Below are 15,749 nucleotides of genomic sequence, written 5' to 3'. Positions count from 1 at the left end.
CTCATCAGTATTGCCTAAGATTCTTGCTTTACTCAACCGTTGCCTCGTGCTTCGATTGGCAAATACAAAGTCACTGATCCCGTACATTGGTTTGAATGGTATGAACCAAGAGGGTCTAGTTCGGCATAGAGGAGAGGCTTGATGGTCGTGACAAGGCCCAGCATACCGGCCGAGGAATTTGCCCAGCGACGAGCCCGCGCGGTGGCCGGTGCGAAGGCTGGGGGCTTCGATGCGCTGCTGGTGTGCTCCCGCGGCGGCGGGACCGTGGATCGCTTTGCCGACGTCATGTATCTCACGAATTTCTACACGTCATTTCCGTATACGCCCGACCATGCGGGTGCCTGGTCCGGACGTGCCCATTCGTTCCTGGTGCTTCCAACCGGAGGCCGGCCACGCCTCGTCATCGATATCCCGAACAACGGATCGGTGCATCTCGACGATGGCGAGATCATCTATACGGACTTCGTCATCGAGGCGGCGATCCAGGCGCTCAAGGATGCCGGGCTGGAGCGTGGCCGCATCGGTATCGTCGGAGAGGATACGCTTCCGGTGAGTTTCCATCGGAAGATCGTCACGGCACTGCCTGAGATGGTGCTGCTGCCCGCCGACGACATCCTCACCCGACTGCGATCGGTGAAATCCGCCGCGGAGATCGAGATGCTGCGATATTCCTCGCAGATCGGCTCGCGAATGATCGAAACCATGATGGCGGCAGCGGAACCCGGGGCCAGCCATGCGGAGATCGTCGCCGCGGGCATGCAGTCGCTGGTCCCGGCGGGCGGCATTCTCTACAATTCATTCATGGCATCCGGACGCGGCGGGGAAAATCCGAAGGCTGTGCGCCATGCCTTTCCCACCTGGGGGGCAACCGAGCGGCTCGACTCCGGCGACTGGATCCGGCTCGGCATCTCCGGCATCGTCGGAGGCTATGTGTTCGACCTGTCGCGATCCAAGGCGGTCGGGCCTGCCAGCAACCGGCAGGTCGCCCTGTTCGAAGCCGCAATTTCCTGCATCGAGGCCGGCATCGGCGCGATCCGTCCGGGGGCGACTGCCGGCGATCTGGCAAAGGCGGGGCTCGGCAAGCAGGAAGAGCTTGGATTCAAGCTGGAGGGCGTGTTTCCGGCGCTGGGCCACGGGATCGGCTTAGGCTGGGATTCGCCCTGGCTCTCCATCGGCGAGCCGACGCCGATCACTCCTGGCATGGTCCTGTGCTTCGAGCGGACAGTCACACAGGATGGTTATCTCGGCGACTTCGAAGAGACGGTCCTGGTGACCGAGACCGGCATCGAAATGCTCACCGACGCCACGAAGCGCTTCTGGTAGAAGGCGATGAGTCCGCTCCGGCTGCAGGCGACGATGGACAAAGAGACAGGCCAGGGACGGCTCCGTCTCGGCCGCGACGCCTGGTCCCGGCCTATGGGGGCTGCATGAGCGAAGGGGTCGACAGTCTCTGGATGGCGTCGAGCCGGACAGCTCCGTTTGCCGGCGAACCGTTATCCGGGACAGTGAAGGCAGATGTGGCGGTGGTGGGCGGGGGCTTTACCGGTCTCTCCACGGCGCTGCACCTGGCGGAAGGCGGCCGAGACGTGGTTGTGCTCGAGGCCGAGGAGATCGGCTTCGGAGCCAGTGGTCGCAATGGCGGGCAGGTCAATCCCGGTCTGAAGCATGACGAAGCCGCGCTGACGGCGCGATTTGGTCCGGAGGGAGCCAAATTCTACCGGCTTGGCCAGGAGGCGCCGGATTTCCTCGCCGCCCTGGTTGACCGGCTCAAGCTGAATTGCGGGTTCGAACGGCCTGGGCTGATCCGGCTTGCCCATAACGCCCGCGCCTTGACGGTGATGAACGCCGCCGGGGACAGCATGGAGAAGGCAGGGATCGCCGTGGAGCGGCTCCAAACTCCGTCAGCGGTGGCGCGTCGGACCGGCACTGAGCGCTATCTCGGCGGCCTCGTCGACCCGCGCGGCGGCAGCGTTCATCCCCTGGATCTCGCACGGGAAATGGCGCGGGCCTGCATGTCGGCCGGCGTGCGCATCTTCACCAGAACCCGTGTGTCGGCGCTGAGCCCGCAGAACGGGGGCTGGATGCTCGCGGCGGCCGGTGGCAGCGTGGCTGCGCGCGAGGTGGTGGTTGCCACCAATGGCTATACCGACGGGCTGATCCCCGGGCTTGCCGCATCGCTGCTGCCGGTCAACAGCTTCCAGGTCGCAACAGCGCCGCTCAGCGGTAACCTGGCAGAGACGATCCTCCCAGGACGCAACACGGTCTATGACAGCCGGAGACTGGTTCTCTATTTCCGGAAGACGCAAGACAACCGGGTGATCCTGGGCGGACGGGCATCTTTCAGCTCGGCCATGGGGATCGGCGGCGGGCGCGAGGACTATTCCGTGCTCGAGCGTGTCTTGAACGGCATTTTCCCACAGCTCGATGGGCAGAAGATCACCCATCGCTGGACTGGGCTCGTATGCATCACCGCTGACCATCTTCCGCATTATCATCAGCCGGCCCCCGGGCTGCATGTGGTGCTCGGCTTCAATGGCCGCGGCGTGGCGCTGAGCCATCGGGTAGGGGCCTGGATGGCGCATAAGCTGGTCGGTGAGGACGACAGCGGGGCCCTCCCGCCCAGCCCGATCCGACCCATCCCGTTTCATCGGTTCCGCGAGCCATTGCTCAATGTCGCCATGCACTGGAATCGCGTACTTGACATCTTCGGTCGCTAAATCGAGTTCAGGAAAACTGAAACAAACGTCAGAATTACGTGATTGATTTAAGTGGCGGCCTGACCACACCATTGGGCCTCACCACAGGGAGACTGAGATGCTGTTTGTTGACGGCTTGAATTGCAGCCGGTTTGACCGTGAGGTTTTCGAAGAGCTCCGCGATGGCGGCATGAGCTGCATCACGACGTGCCTCGGTTTCTGGGAAGACACGCTCGAGTCGATGGATGCGCTGGGCCGGTTCCGCGACATCGTTCAGGCCAATGCCGATCTCGTGGCCATTGCGCGTTCCGGTGCGGAGGCGGAGAGCATCATCGCGTCGGGTCGCTGCGCATTGATCGTGGGCTATCAGAACACGAACGCGCTGGCCGGGCGCCTACGCTTTGCAGAGATGTTCGCCGAGATGGGCGTACGCGTCATGCAGCTCACCTACAACAATCAGAACGAATATGGCGGCAGCTGCTACGAGCCCAATGACAGCGGGATCAGCCGGGCGGGTCGCGAATTGGTGCTCGAGATGAACCGCGTGGGGATCCTCATCGACCTGTCGCATGTGGGCGAGCGCACCAGCCGCGACGTCATCGCCGTCTCGGAGAAGCCGGTAGCGGTCACCCATGCCAATCCGTCCGCCCTCATCCCGCATGTGCGCAACAAGTCGAATGCGCTGATGACGGAACTGGCGGCGAAGGGCGGGGTCATCGGCCTTGCGACTTATGCGAATATCTGCGGCGACTACACGGCTACGGCCGAGAAATGGTCGGAGATCGTGGCATTCGCCGCCGATGTGATCAGCGTCGAGCACATTGCCATCGGGACGGATCATGGCCGCAATATCGGCATGCCAGAGCTCGAATGGATGCGCATGGGCCGGTGGTCACGGGTGACCAATTTCGGTGCCGGCAATGCCGCCCGGCCCGGCAAAGTGCCCGAGCCGGCCTGGCTGCAGTCGATGCGCGGCTTCGGCAACATCGCAGACGCGCTTCAGCGTCGTGGCTTCAGCACCGCCGATGTCGAGGCCATCATGGGAGGTAACTGGATCCGGCTCTACAAGCAGGTCTTCGACCAGTCGGCGCTCGCTGCACCGGCGTCGGCGAAAGCTGCTTGAGGGCCATAAAAAGAAGAAGCGCGGGACCGAGCGTCTCACAGGGGAAGTGATCTTAGATCGACAATTGGAGGGAGACATCATGAGCGACACGTTGAAGCCTGCGACCGGCCTTTCGCGCCGGACCTTTCTGACGACAAGTGCGGTTGCAGGTCTGGGGCTCAGCCTGGGCTTTCCCGCGGTTCACGGCGCAAAGGCACAGAACGCCGGCAAGGTGATCTATGCGACATGGGGCGGCTCCTGGGAAGCTGCCATCAAGAAGGCCTGGTTCGAGCCCTTCACGAAGGCGACGGGCATCGAGGTCGTGACCGCGCAAGACAATAACTACGGCAAGTTCCAGTCAATGGTCGAAAGCGGCTCCGTCGAATGGGACGTCGTGGAGACCAATCCGGACTTCCAATATATCGGAGCCGAAAAAGGCCTGCTCGAGCCGCTCGACTTCAGTGTGATCGACAAGTCCAAGATCATGAAAGGCGAGGGCTTCGTCACCGAATATTCGGTGCCCCAGGTGCTGTGGTCGAGGCTCATGGCTTATAATACCAAGGCGCTGGGCGACAAGGTGCCGATGGATTATACGGCGATCTTCAACGACGTGGCGGGCTTCCCAGGCAAGCGTGCGTTCCAGAGCGAGCCGAATTCCGGGGCCTTCGAGGCCGCACTCCTGGCCGCCGGCGTTGCACCGGACAAGCTCTATCCGCTCGATATCGACAAGGCGCTGGAGAAATGGACCGAAATCAAGGACCACATCTCCTTCTATGAGACCAACGCCCAGGCCCAGCAATATATCTCCGATGGCCAGGCCTCGCTGTCGATCATGCCCGACGGTCGCGCCATGGCGGCGATCAAGGACGGATCTCCGGTCGGCATCCAGTATAATCAGAGCATCATGACCTGGTCATCCATGGTCGTGCCGAAGGGTGCGCCCAACAAGGCCAATGCCATGAAGTTCCTGGCCTATACCATGACCCCGGAAGCCCAGGCAGCGATCGCCAATGAGTACACTTACGGCCCCGTGGTTCCGGACGCCTTCAAGTTTATTTCGCCTGAACGCGCGAAAATCCTTTCTGGCGGCCCACAGCAGCAGGGCAAGTTCATCATGGCGAACGAGGAATGGTGGGCTAAGAACCTGGAAGAGGCGACCGAGCGCCTCACCGAGTGGCGCTTGAGCTGAGGCTTACCCGTCGGGAGGGGGCTTCGGCTGCCTCCCGACAGCAAAGATCGTGATCCATGTCCGTGCTGATCCGACGCCACGCATCGTTTCTGCTGCTGTTGCCGGCGATTTTGCTGCTCGCGGCCTTCTTCATCCTGCCGACGTTGCAGCTGGTGGGGCTGAGCTTCGAGGGCGATGCCGGCGCAATGACCCATTACAGCCGCATCTTCGACCGGCCCGTCTATGTCCAGGTGTTGCAGCGGACGTTCCTCACCAGTGCGGCGACTGCCGTGCTGTGCGTGCTGATCGGCTACCCCGTCGCCTATCGGCTGGTCACCGGCTCCAACCGCACCCGGCTCGTCCTGCTCGCGCTCATCCTGGTGCCGTTCTGGACCAATTTGCTGGTGCTCTGTTATGGCTGGCTCATCGTGTTGAATCCGCAAGGTGCGGTGAACACGTTGCTGCTCGACATCGGTCTCATCAATACTCCGCTGCCACTGAGCGGCGGCATTGTCGCGGTGCTGATCGGCATGGTGCAGACGATGATGCCTTATCTCATTCTGCCGGTCGCCGCGAACATGGCGCGCATCGACAATCGGGTTCTGCAGGCGGCCAGAAGCCTTGGAGCTCCTCCGCTGCAGGTGTTCTTGCGGGCCTATCTCCCGATGACCCTGCCTGGTGTGATGGCGGGCGCTCTGCTCGTCTTCATCATGAGCATCGGCTTCTTCATCATCCCCGCCATTCTGGGAGGTACGCGGGATATCTTCATCGCGCAGTTGATCGAGATGAATATCAACAAGGTGCTGAACTGGGGGTTCGCCGCGGCACTGTCGACCATCGTCTTGGTGACAACCTTGGCCCTCTATGCCATCGGCGTCCGGTGGTTTCGGCTCGGCTCGATCTGGGGGCAGGCATGACCTCGTCGCGAAAGCTGGATCACGCCGTCACGCTCGTCGTCATCCTGGCGATGGTGATGATGATCCTGCCGAACGTGATCATCCTGCCCGCATCGTTCGGGGGGGAAGACTACATCATCTTTCCGCCACGCTCGTTCTCGACAAAGTGGTATCACACGTTCTTCGAGACCCCTGCCTGGCAAAGCGCAACGGTGAACAGCCTCATCGTGGCGGTCTGCTCGATGATCGCCGCGACCATCGTGGGGACGCTGGCCGCGCTCGGCATGGTGCGGCTGTCGCAGCGGTCGCGCGGGTTGATGATGAGCTTCTTCCTGCTGCCCACCATCGTGCCCACCATCATCACCGGCGTCGCTCTCTACGGCCTCCTCGCGCGTACCGGCCTGCGGGGCGGCGTCTTCGGCATCGTTCTCGGCCATACGATCATCGCCACCCCCTTCGTCATTATCAATGTAGTCGCGGCGCTGCAGCGGATGGACATGCGCCTGGAGCACGGCGCACGCAGCCTTGGTGCATCGCCGCTGAAAGCGTTCTATTACGTGACTCTGCCGATCATCTGGCCGGGCATTGCCGCCGGAGCGGCCTTCGCCTTCCTGACCTCGTTCAGCGAACTGGTGCTGGCGCTGTTTCTGACAAGCGGGGCCACGACGACCCTGCCTGTGCAAATGTGGAGCGGCATCCGCTTCGAAATCAATCCGACGGTGGCTGCGGCATCGACCCTGTTCGTGGTCGTCTCCTGCGTGATGCTGCTGGTCGTCGGACTGTTGCGGCGCAAAGGAGAGAGGACGGCATGAGCAGCGACATCTCCACAGTTGCGCCGTCATGGGATGCAGTCGGGGCAAGGCACGTCGTCGAGGAGGGGCATTCACGGATGGCAGCTGCGACAACAATCGACAATGCGCATATCGGCTCGAGCATCCAGGTCAAGGGCCTGAGCAAAATCTATAATGAGACTTATGCCGTCGATGATGTGTCCTTCACCGTCCGGGAAGGCGAGTTCCTCACGCTGCTGGGTGCGAGTGGCTCGGGCAAATCCACGACGCTGATGATGATCGCGGGATTCGTGGAGCCGACTTCCGGCACCATCCAGATCGCGGGTCAGGACATCGCCTCGCTGCCGCCGGAGAAACGCAATCTCGGCGTCGTCTTCCAGAATTATGCACTGTTCCCGCATATGAACGTCTTCGACAATGTCGCCTTTCCGCTGAAGATGCGCGGGTGGGACCGAAAGAAGATCGAGGCGAAGGTCAAGTCGGTCCTCGAACTGGTCGAACTGGACAGCCGTCGAGACTTTCGCATCTCCCAGCTTTCCGGTGGCCAGCAGCAGCGGGTGGCCTTGGCGCGGGCCCTCGTCTTCGAGCCTCCGGTGCTGCTCATGGACGAGCCCATGGGCGCTCTTGACCGCCGTCTGCGCGAGCAGTTGCAGCGCGAAGTCAAGCGCATCCAGCTCCGGCTTGGTCTCACCGTGATTTCGGTCACCCATGACCAGGAGGAGGCGCTGTTGATGTCGGATCGCATCGCCATCATGTCCGAAGGCCGCATCCAGCAGATCGATACGCCGACGAGGATTTATCGTGCGCCGAAGAACAGGTTCGTGGCTTCCTTCCTGGGCGATTCCAACTTCATCATGGTGAGCCCCGTTGACGGCAGGATGACACCGGTGGAGGAGGGGGCCGCAGCTCACGGCGCGCGCCACGCCATGGTGCGGCCGGAAGACATGCGGGTCGTGAAACCGGGTGAGGCCGCCGAGGTGATGGTCCAGGGAACGGTCACGTCGATCGAGTTTCCTGGCTCAGCCATGCGCGTCGCCGTGCAGACGCATGCCGGATCGGTTGAGGCGAGGCTGCATCGGGAGGATACGGAAGGGCTCTCCGAAGGCGCGCCGGTCACGCTCGGTTGGAAAGCCGACGACATGGTCCTGTTCGAGGAATGAGCGTCACCCCATGAGCCTGGCCGAGATCGAGAACACAACAGAAATCGCCCTGCGTCCGCCGGAGCACGTCATGCGCCTGCGCCGGCTGGGCTCCATGCATCTCTCGCGGTTGAGCTTCACGCGCAACCTGATCCGCACCGCGCGGCGGGAGCGCTGGAACGTGCGGCGCCACTTGTTCGATCTCGATGAAAACGGCTTTGGCCGCGCCGTCTACACCGTCTCGATCCGCGGTCGAGACTACAGTCTCGTCGCCTTCTCGCAGTATCTGGCGCCGGAAGACCGCATCGACCGGGTGATCGCCGTCGCTTGGGACACTTGTTATGTCCTCTATGATGGTATCCCAGACCAAGCGGAGCTCGACCGGCTGGCCGCCGCCGTGCCCTATCAGGAGGCGCGGCGCTATAGCGAACGAGAACTGGTGCTGGCGAGAGCCAACAAGAGCGAGCGATTGTTCGACCTGGTGAAGTCGGCGCTCGCGGCCGGGCAACAGCCAGAAGAGTCCGCGATCCAAGAGATCGGCTACCTGCTGCGCACCAGTGCCGTTTACGGAAACGGGAAATTCGGGATCGCCGACTACTCCGTGCTGGCGCAGCGCCCGGAGTTCAGCGGCTCCTTCGTCGCCGAGATGCTGACTGTCTGGCTGATCCGCAATTTCACCGTGGATCTGGTCGAGCATTGCGCGAAAATGGCGGCCCCCGACACGGCGGTGCGCCTCGATCCCCATCTGCGTCGGCAAGTCGGCGTCGGCAATTCGACCGGGCTCGGGATGGCGCCCTTCCTGGTCCGTCATCCGGCCTTGATCCACCGCTGGATCCATGCGCGCGAGGTTGCATTGGCGCGGGTTCGCGCGGTCCAGAGCCTCGATCCCGCGGTCCAGCGGGTGATCGTCGACCTGCTGGATGGCGCCCAGGACAAGCTCCGCCAATGGGTGACGGTCGATTTCCTGCAGGGCGAACGGATCGAGACGCTGAAGGGAGATCTCGTCCAGGTCCGGGAATGGGCCGCCGACCTTACGGCACAGGTGTTCCAGCCCTGGGACCTCCTTTATCGCCGAGCTGAGGCGACCCTCAGTCTCGAGGCTCAGGAATATCTCGTCTCCATCCTGCTTGAGCCGCATGGTGCGCTCGTCGATGAGCTGTGCAGCGCAATGGCCGTCCCCGGCGAGGAGATGCAGCGGTTGGTCGGCTCGATGAGCTGCGGCAAGCTGATGGGGCATATCAAGGCGCATTATGAGTGGGCGCTGGCGCTCGACTTCACCGACAGCGATGCCATGGCGCGCTTCTGGTATACCTCCCAGGAGAAACTCGAGCCCCGACTGGGGTGGCGCGGGGATGACGAGGGGGATGCCCTGGAACTGCCGCTCGGCTTCGCCCGGGATGTCTCGCGACTCGCAGCCATTCTGAGAGACTGGCCGGAGGATGCGCCGGTGAGCCGGGTGGCCATCGCACATCCTGAGCTGCGCCATGCAATCCGCCGGGTGCAGGTGGTGGCGGACCATCCCTATGGCGAGATCCACGACAACCTGCTGGGATCGACGATGCGGCCCATCGACCTGATGCGCTGCAAACTCGCCTTTTTCGGAGCCGAAGCCTTCGATCCCCGATCCGATCTGAGCCTCAGGATCCGGTTGTTTCAAGGGGCGCCCTTTGCTGACGAATTGCAGGAGGAGGGCGATGACGGCATCGGCTGGTGAGATGATCGACCTCTCGATGAATGAAATCGAGATGATTGCCTACAAGGCCGCACGCGGGGCAGGACTGTCCTGGGGCATTGCCGAGGATGTCGGGCGGTCGGCCCGCTGGCTGGCGGCGCGCGGCGGAGACTGGGCTCCATGGCTGTTGCGGGCGTTGGAGCCGGAGATCGCGCTGGACCGCGTTCATTCGCCGTTTTTTGTGGGGGCTGAACTCTGCGATCAGCTCGATGATCTTGCTGCTTTGCGGACCCTGGATCCTGTCCAGATCGAGAGCCCGATCTGGTCCACTGCCATGCTGGCGGTCAATACACCGGACGGCATGGCGTTCGACCTGGCTTTGGCCGCGGAGCGGGTCGCCTTCCGCGGCGATACCGTCTCAGCAACCACGGCGCTTTCGCAGCTAGGGGCACTCCCGACGGCGCAGTTGAAGATCTTGCCGCAAGCAGACGTCCGTGCCGGGCCGCTCATCGGCCTCTTAGCCAGCCGCTCGAGCATTGCAGTCGACGACCATGCTGCGCTCGACCTGCTGGTCTACAAGACCTATGTGCCGAACAGCGAGAAATCGCGCCTGCGCGGCGCAGGCGCCCGGCCCAGCCTTTAGCTTCTTCCAGAGGTGTTTTCGTGAAGCATGCAACGAAGTTCTATATCGATGGCGCGTGGGTCGAGCCCCTCAGCGCCGACCGGATTCCCGTCATCGATCCGTCGACCGAGGAGGCGTTCGGGGAGATTGCCGCCGGCACGGCTGCGGATGTTGAGTCTGCAGTCGCGGCCGCCAGTCGCGCCTTCCCCAGCTTTGCCGCCACGAGCAAGGCGGAGCGTATCCGCCTGCTGGGCCGCATCTTGGAATGCTACGAGGATCGCCGCAGGGAGGTCGCGGCTGCCTTAAGCCAGGAGATGGGCGCGCCAATCCGTTTTGCCCTCGAAGGCCAGGCGCAGACCGGTATCAACCATCTGAAGCACATGATCACCACGCTGGAGGCCTACGAGTTTCAGCATGCGAAGGGCACGACCCTCATTGTCCGCGAGCCCATCGGCGTCGTCGGGCTGATCACGCCTTGGAACTGGCCTATCAACCAACTGGTGCTCAAAGTCGCGCCGGCGCTGGCGGCGGGCTGCAGCATGGTGTTGAAGCCGAGCGAGATCGCGCCGTTCGGAGCCATGATCTTTGCCGACGTCATGCATGAGGCCGGCGTTCCGCAGGGTGTGTTCAACCTGGTGAATGGCGATGGGCCGACGGTGGGTCATGCCATTGCCTCGCATCCCGATGTGGCCATGGTTTCCATCACGGGCTCGACACGAGCCGGCAGAGCGGTTGCCAAAGCCGCAGCCGATACCGTGAAGCGGGTGGCGCAGGAACTGGGTGGAAAAAGCGCCAATATCCTGCTGGAAGGCGTCGACCCCACCTCCGCGGTGCCGCGGGGCGTCATGAATTGCTTCCGCAACACCGGACAATCCTGTACCGCGCCGGGGCGGATGCTCGTCCCGGCGAGCATGCTGGCTGAGGTGGAAGCCATCGCCCGGGACACGGCTCTGCAAATGAAGGTGGGAGACCCCGCCCAGGAGGAGACCGATCTCGGACCGGCGGTGAGCAAGGCGCAGTTCGACACGATCCAGCACTATATCTCCGTGGGGATCGAGGAGGGCGCGACCCTGATCGCCGGCGGGCCCGGTCGCCCCGAGGGCTTCAATCGCGGGTATTACGTGCGGCCGACGGTGTTCTCCAACGTCACACCGGACATGGTCATCGCCCGAGACGAGATCTTCGGACCGGTGCTGACAATCATGCCCTATCGGGATCTGGACGAGGCGGTCGCGATCGCCAACGACACCGTCTATGGGCTGTCCGGCAATATCCAAGGCGACCGTGAAACGGCGGTGAAGGTCGCCGCACGCCTGAGGACCGGTCAGGTTCTCATCAATTATCCCGCCTATGACGGAACAGCGCCCTTCGGCGGCTATGGCCAATCCGGCAATGGGCGTGAGCAGGGGATCTTTGGGCTTGAGGAGTTTCTGGAGATGAAGGCGGTGGTCGGCGCTCTCGCCGGCTGATCACTGGGCTGGAGCCTCAGGCCGGCCGCTTCGAGCCGGTGGAGCGCGTGCCGAGATATTCATAGCGCAGGTCGGCGGCGCGCTCCTCGATCACCTCCTGCACTGCGGCGGCAAAGATTGCGGTGCCCGGAAGCTGCCGACGGTCGCGCTTCGACAACATGCCCACAACCCGGTGGGCGCTGCCATCGGCTAAGGGAAGAAACGTCACGCCCTCTGCACCATGGACGCTGCAGAGGCGGGGGAGAACGCTGACTCCCAGACCTTCACGCACGGCTGCCAAGACGGCCGAAATACTGCGGACCCGAAGCGTCGAGCGGCGGATGATGTCGAGGAATTCAGGCGCCTCGATGGAATTGAAGCTGTCGTTCAGAATGAAGACCCGCTTGGCGATCATGGACCACGTGACCGGCTCCTGCTCCTGCACCAGGGGATCCGCATTGGCGCAGACGAGGTCGAGGCCATCCTTGAAGAGAGGATCGAATTGAAGCTCGTCGGAGAGCGAGAGGCGGGCGACGAAGGCGATGTCGACGACGCCATCCAGCACCGCGTTCGGGGCGCGGGGGGATTCGAGCTGATGGACCTCGACACCGAATTCCGGCATCCGCTGCTGCACCAGGCGAATGGCTCGCGGCAGGAAAGCCATGGATACGGACGTCACGCTGCCGACATCGCAGCGGCCGATCTGGTTGCGGGCATAGGTGTCGATGGTCGCACAGGCGCTGAGAAAATGTTGCAGGACTTCACGCGCCTGATCGAACACTACCCGGCCAAAGGGGGTGAGATGAGCCTTGCGCTCCTGTTCGAAGAGCGGCGCTCCGAGCGTCGTCTCGAAGTTCTTCAGCGCCATCGAGATCGCGGAGGGAGAACGGCCAAGCCGCTCGGCGGCAGGCTTTATGCCTCCCATTTCGGCGACCGTCACGAAGACGCGGAAGGCCCGCAGATCCGGAAGGTTGGTGTCCATGGCGACCATGATTCTACCCGCCCGCGAATGCTGAGGAGACGGCGGGCTCGGCGGTGCGCTCCCCTGATAGGGGACAGGCTTTGAAGCGGGCGGTTTTGGCAGGAGCCATCATGCGGTTCATGTCGCGCCGGTCTTTCCGGTATCCTGCAGCATGGCAGATCTCCTTGATGCACAGGATAGCATACGCTCCTCGTCGTCCCGCGAACCACCTCCTTCTGCGCCGCACTTCGGGCCGGCCCGCTTGGCCGGTCCGGAGATCAACTCTTCTGGAGCGAGAGGGTTACGCCGCCAAGGGTGAGCGCCAGGGCTCCGACCTGAACCCAACCAAAGGGCTCGCCGAGAAAGAAGGCCGCTGCGACCACTCCGGTCACCGGAACCATCAGAATGCCGGTCGAGGCCATGGCGGGCGGCAAATACCGCAGGGCGGCGAACCAGGCGAGATAACACACGCCCATCGGCACCAATGACATGTAGACCATGATCCACCAACTCCGCGCCGTGAGGGATGCCAAAGAGGGGTTCTCATAGAGCAATCCCGCAAGGACGAGAGCGAGGGAGCCAAGACCAACCTGCCAGGCTACGGACACAAGCGGCGTTAACGGAATGGGCTTCCGGTTCAGCACAGAACCGAGAGCAAAACAGATCGCCGCCGCGAGAGCGAGGAGAATTCCCCAGATCATGTCGGGCTCCGGAACGACGTTCTCGGCACCGAGGAGCAGGGTAATGCCGCCGACGCCCATCACCAGAGCAAGCGTGCTGCGCACTGTCGGCCGCATGCCGAGGACCGGCCAGGCCAACAGAGTCGTCCAGATCGGCATCGTGTAAACCAGCAGCGCACATTCGGCGACGGTGAGCCACCGCATGGCAATGGTGGAGAAACCCATCCAGGCAAAGACATTGGTGAAGGCCGACGCGCCGATCGCCGGCAGGGCCCGTGAAGGGGCGACGACTCGCTCGCCGCGGAACAGGGCAATGGCGAGCAGGATGAAGGCGGCCGCGATCCCCGTGATCCCGCGGCTCAATAGTGGGGGCGCTTCCAGCAGCAACACCTTGATCGCCGGCCAGTTCATGCCCCATCCAAGGCCCGTGACGGCGAGACACACAACGCCCTTCCAACGCGGGCTCAGATGGGACCAGAACATGACAGCCGGGAACTTCACGCAGAATGGCAGGGAGAAGGCATCGGCGTGTTTAGGACATTCCCAGCACTGTGACCAGCCCAGAGGCTGCCGCGGCGTGCGTGTGCGTGTGAACTCGAAAAGAGAAGCCGCCGTCGTATCTTCCCAGGTCCACCGCCGACAGGCTGGTGCAGCGATGAGGGAAACAGCAAGGTCTGGTTTGAACTCCGTTTGCATGTCGCAGGGGTCGGTTCTGCCGGGATGTGAGATGTTTATTCGCGATGCCGGGAACCGTGATGCGCTGGCATCATTACTCTTGAGACGAGCTTTGGCCGCACTATGGGCCACTTTCAGCACCGGAGGGATCAGAATGAGCCAAGAGGACACTCCGAAAGGAGCGGCGCCACAGGGTGGGCAGGACCAGATCCTGACCAACAGGCAAGGGCACGAAATCACCAACAACCAGTCGCAACGAACTGTTGGCAGTCGAGGACCCGCCACGTTGGAGAACTATCAGTTCCTCGAGAAGATTACTCATTTCGATCGTGAGCGGATCCCGGAGCGGGTCGTTCATGCGCGCGGATTCGTCTGTTACGGAGAGTTCGAAGCGACAGGGAAGATCGGCGACGAGCCAGCCTCAAAGTATACGCGAGCGAAGCTCTTCCAGCAGGCGGGAAAGAAGACGCCGCTGGCCATCCGCTTTTCCACCGTCATCGGTGGACGCGACTCCTCAGAGGTCGCCCGGGATCCGCGTGGCTTTGCCGTCAAGTTCTATACAGAAGACGGAAATTGGGATCTCGTCGGCAACAATCTTGCGGTGTTCTTCATCCGCGACGCCATCAAGTTTCCAGACGTGATCCATTCACTCAAGCCCGACCCGATCACCTTTCGTCAGGAGCCCAATCGGATCTTCGATTTCATGGGCCAGACTCCTGAATCGATGCACATGCTGACGCATCTGTTCAGTCCGCGCGGAATTCCAGCCAGTTATCGGCATATGGAAGGCTTTGGCGTCAACACCTACAAGATGGTCAATGCCTCGGGCGAGACCGTGCTGGTGAAGTACCACTTCCATCCACATTGCGGCGTCGCCAGCCTCACCGCGGCGGAGGCGGCAAAGGTGCAGGGGCAGGACCTCGGCTCCGCCTCCAAAGATCTGTTCGAGGCGATCGAGCGCGGCGATCATCCGAAATGGGATATGTTCGTGCAAATCATGGATGACAACGAACATCCGGAGCTCGACTGGGATCCTTTGGACGACACGAAGATCTGGCCGGAGAAAGACTTCCCGCTGCGCAAAATCGGCGTGATGACGCTCAACCGGAACGTCGGGGACCATTTCAACGAGAACGAGCAGATCGCCATGGGCACCGGTGTCCTGGTCGACGGCCTGGACTTCTCGGACGACAAGATGCTCGTCGGCCGCACTTTCTCGTACTCGGATACACAGCGGCACCGGGTCGGCACCAACTATCTGCAGCTGCCGGTAAACCAAGCCAACAATGCCAAGGTCGCCACCAATCTCAGCGGCGGTCAGATGTCTTTCCAGCGGGATTTAGCGCCCGGGCAGAATCCGCATGTCAATTATGAGCCGTCCATCCACCACGGCTTGAAGGAGAGTGAGCGCGAGGCGCCAAACAATCCGCCAGAGATCCATGGGCGGCTGACGCGAAGCGTCCTCGAGAGGCGCAATGACTATGTTCAGGCGCGAGCACGCTTCTGCACCATGATGGATTGGGAGCGCGATGATCTCATCCACAACATGATCGACCTGTTGGGCCAGTGCGAGCGGGACGTGCAGGAACGGATGCTCTGGCACTTCTTCCTCATTCACGACGAGTACGGCAGTCGAGTGGGTGAGAAGCTGGGGATTCGCGCCGAAGACGTGAGCCGTCTTTCACCCCTGCCGAAACAGGTGCTCACCGAGGAAGACCAGAAGCGGTTGCGCACTCTCGGCCGCAACGGTGACACGATCGATCCGTCCGTCTGGGGGCAGTGGACAGGATCGGTCAAGAACCGGCAAACCAAGGCCGAAGAGATCCTCGGCGGGCAGCTCGACGGTCAGTCGATGCGGAGCCACCAGGCCGCGGAATAACGACGCTCGACTGCCGGATG

13 protein-coding genes are annotated in these 15,749 nt (G+C 62.5%); 11 read left to right on the top strand and 2 right to left on the bottom strand.

Going from position 1 to position 15,749, the window contains the following annotated elements; translation table 11 throughout:
- Positions 1-141: 141 nt before the first annotated feature.
- The 10 genes from FKM97_RS14780 to FKM97_RS14735 all read left to right on the top strand — a co-directional run bounded on the left by FKM97_RS14780 (position 142) and on the right by FKM97_RS14735 (position 11,555).
- Positions 142-1,323: a M24 family metallopeptidase gene (locus FKM97_RS14780; protein ID WP_144293198.1), complete on the top strand. Its 1,182-nt coding sequence runs from the start codon at positions 142-144 to the stop codon at positions 1,321-1,323.
- Between the two features lie 104 nt (positions 1,324-1,427).
- A complete protein-coding gene (locus FKM97_RS14775; RefSeq protein ID WP_144293197.1) occupies positions 1,428-2,717 on the top strand; it encodes an NAD(P)/FAD-dependent oxidoreductase in 1,290 nt (429 codons plus the stop codon).
- A gap of 97 nt (positions 2,718-2,814) precedes the next feature.
- On the top strand, positions 2,815-3,819 hold the full coding sequence (locus tag FKM97_RS14770) for a dipeptidase (RefSeq protein ID WP_246105096.1): 1,005 nt from the start codon (positions 2,815-2,817) through the stop codon (positions 3,817-3,819).
- A 79-nt stretch (positions 3,820-3,898) separates the two neighbouring features.
- The gene (locus FKM97_RS14765) at positions 3,899-4,987 is read left to right on the top strand and encodes an extracellular solute-binding protein (protein ID WP_170240924.1); all 1,089 of its coding nucleotides are present in this window, start codon (positions 3,899-3,901) and stop codon (positions 4,985-4,987) included.
- 56 nt (positions 4,988-5,043) lie between these two features.
- Positions 5,044-5,883, top strand: coding sequence for an ABC transporter permease (locus tag FKM97_RS14760; RefSeq protein WP_144293195.1), 840 nt, complete (start codon positions 5,044-5,046; stop codon positions 5,881-5,883).
- Positions 5,880-6,674, top strand: coding sequence for an ABC transporter permease (locus FKM97_RS14755; protein ID WP_144293194.1), 795 nt, complete (start codon positions 5,880-5,882; stop codon positions 6,672-6,674). The genes FKM97_RS14760 and FKM97_RS14755 overlap by 4 nt, the downstream gene beginning before the upstream one ends.
- The gene (locus FKM97_RS14750; protein WP_144293193.1) at positions 6,671-7,813 is read left to right on the top strand and encodes an ABC transporter ATP-binding protein; all 1,143 of its coding nucleotides are present in this window, start codon (positions 6,671-6,673) and stop codon (positions 7,811-7,813) included. The genes FKM97_RS14755 and FKM97_RS14750 overlap by 4 nt, the downstream gene beginning before the upstream one ends.
- 10 nt (positions 7,814-7,823) lie before the next feature.
- Positions 7,824-9,506, top strand: coding sequence for a hypothetical protein (locus tag FKM97_RS14745; RefSeq protein ID WP_144293192.1), 1,683 nt, complete (start codon positions 7,824-7,826; stop codon positions 9,504-9,506).
- Positions 9,487-10,107 carry a DUF3726 domain-containing protein gene (locus FKM97_RS14740; protein WP_144293191.1) on the top strand — a complete coding sequence of 207 codons (621 nt, stop codon included), beginning with the start codon at positions 9,487-9,489 and terminating at the stop codon, positions 10,105-10,107. The genes FKM97_RS14745 and FKM97_RS14740 overlap by 20 nt, the downstream gene beginning before the upstream one ends.
- Positions 10,108-10,127: 20 nt before the next feature.
- Positions 10,128-11,555 (top strand): aldehyde dehydrogenase family protein, encoded by a 1,428-nt coding sequence (locus FKM97_RS14735; protein WP_144293190.1) that lies wholly within the window; start codon positions 10,128-10,130, stop codon positions 11,553-11,555.
- 16 nt (positions 11,556-11,571) lie between these two features.
- On the opposite strand, the gene FKM97_RS14730 is transcribed toward FKM97_RS14735, so the two are convergent.
- Positions 11,572-12,516: a LysR family transcriptional regulator gene (locus FKM97_RS14730; protein WP_170240923.1), complete on the bottom strand. Its 945-nt coding sequence runs from the start codon at positions 12,514-12,516 to the stop codon at positions 11,572-11,574.
- A 257-nt stretch (positions 12,517-12,773) separates the two neighbouring features.
- Positions 12,774-13,658 carry an EamA family transporter gene (locus tag FKM97_RS14725; RefSeq protein WP_144293188.1) on the bottom strand — a complete coding sequence of 295 codons (885 nt, stop codon included), beginning with the start codon at positions 13,656-13,658 and terminating at the stop codon, positions 12,774-12,776.
- Positions 13,659-14,004: 346 nt separating this feature from the next.
- Here FKM97_RS14725 and FKM97_RS14720 point away from each other — a divergent pair, with 346 nt between their 5' ends.
- Positions 14,005-15,729: a catalase gene (locus FKM97_RS14720; RefSeq protein WP_144293187.1), complete on the top strand. Its 1,725-nt coding sequence runs from the start codon at positions 14,005-14,007 to the stop codon at positions 15,727-15,729.
- Positions 15,730-15,749: the final 20 nt, after the last annotated feature.

Source organism: Rhodoligotrophos appendicifer (assembly GCF_007474605.1).
GTDB lineage: Bacteria > Pseudomonadota > Alphaproteobacteria > Rhizobiales > Im1 > Rhodoligotrophos > Rhodoligotrophos appendicifer.
The sequence above is the reverse complement of the archived record's forward strand: the minus strand, read 5'-3'. Positions and strand labels throughout refer to the sequence as shown.